1 rRNA gene is annotated in these 427 nt (G+C 49.4%); it reads right to left on the reverse strand.

From position 1 onward, the window contains the following. Nucleotides 1-427: ribosomal RNA gene (locus CWB76_RS20155) — 23S ribosomal RNA — on the reverse strand; the annotation flags it as partial.

Genomic DNA, 427 nt, shown 5'->3' on the forward strand with positions numbered 1-427 from the left:
GCATCTTGCGAATTTGCACAGCGCTGTGTGATAAATACACAGTCCCAGCCACCTGGTCACTGCGGCTCCAATCAGCTTAGAGAGCAAGTCTCATCACCAATCGGAGCGTACCTTCTCCCGAAGTTACGGTACGATTTTGCCTAGTTCCTTCACCCGAGTTCTCTCAAGCGCCTTAGTATTCTCTACCTGACCACCTGTGTCGGTTTGGGGTACGATTCGGTATAATCTGAAGCTTAGAGGCTTTTCCTGGAAGTATGGCATCAGCAACTTCATCACCGTAGTGACTCGTCTCGTGTCTCAGCCTAACAGCAACCCGGATTTACCTAAGTCACTAGCCTACACACTTTCACATGGACTACCATCGCCATGCTTGCTTAGCCTGCTCCGTCCCCCCATCGCAATAAAACCAAGTACAGAAATCTTAAAC

The sequence above is a fragment of the Pseudoalteromonas sp. S1609 genome (genome assembly GCF_005887255.1).
In the GTDB taxonomy this organism is placed as follows: Bacteria; Pseudomonadota; Gammaproteobacteria; order Enterobacterales; family Alteromonadaceae; genus Pseudoalteromonas.